This is a genomic window from Nonomuraea candida (assembly GCF_000725485.1).
GTDB lineage: Bacteria > Actinomycetota > Actinomycetes > Streptosporangiales > Streptosporangiaceae > Nonomuraea > Nonomuraea candida.
Map to the genome: position 1 here is coordinate 1 of NZ_JOAG01000180.1, position 280 is coordinate 280.

1 pseudogene is annotated in these 280 nt (G+C 61.4%); it reads right to left on the reverse strand.

The features are described from left to right. Positions 1-231 (reverse strand): annotated as a pseudogene (locus tag IO39_RS57235) (hypothetical protein); the annotation flags it as partial. Positions 232-280 lie beyond the last annotated feature (49 nt).

The following is a 280-nucleotide window of genomic DNA, read 5'->3' on the forward strand; positions in this document are numbered from 1 at the left end:
GACCAGGGCGCGCGCAGTGGAGTCGTGCTTGATCAAAGCAAGAAACAGCCGAGAGGCGGTGGCCAGCGTCCGGTCCCGCTCTTCTTCGCGATCTGCTGCAGTCAGGTAGAAATCGGGAGCATCCCGGTGCGTGACACGCACCCGTCCCAGGCGCACCGCGCGTTCCGCGACCGCTCGCGGATTCCTCGAAAGATCAGAAAAGGTCACTGCGTCGGCATGACTCGTGCTCACTCTTGCAGTCTACGTCAGAACACAATCTGATGTTGGCCGAAACGGACGC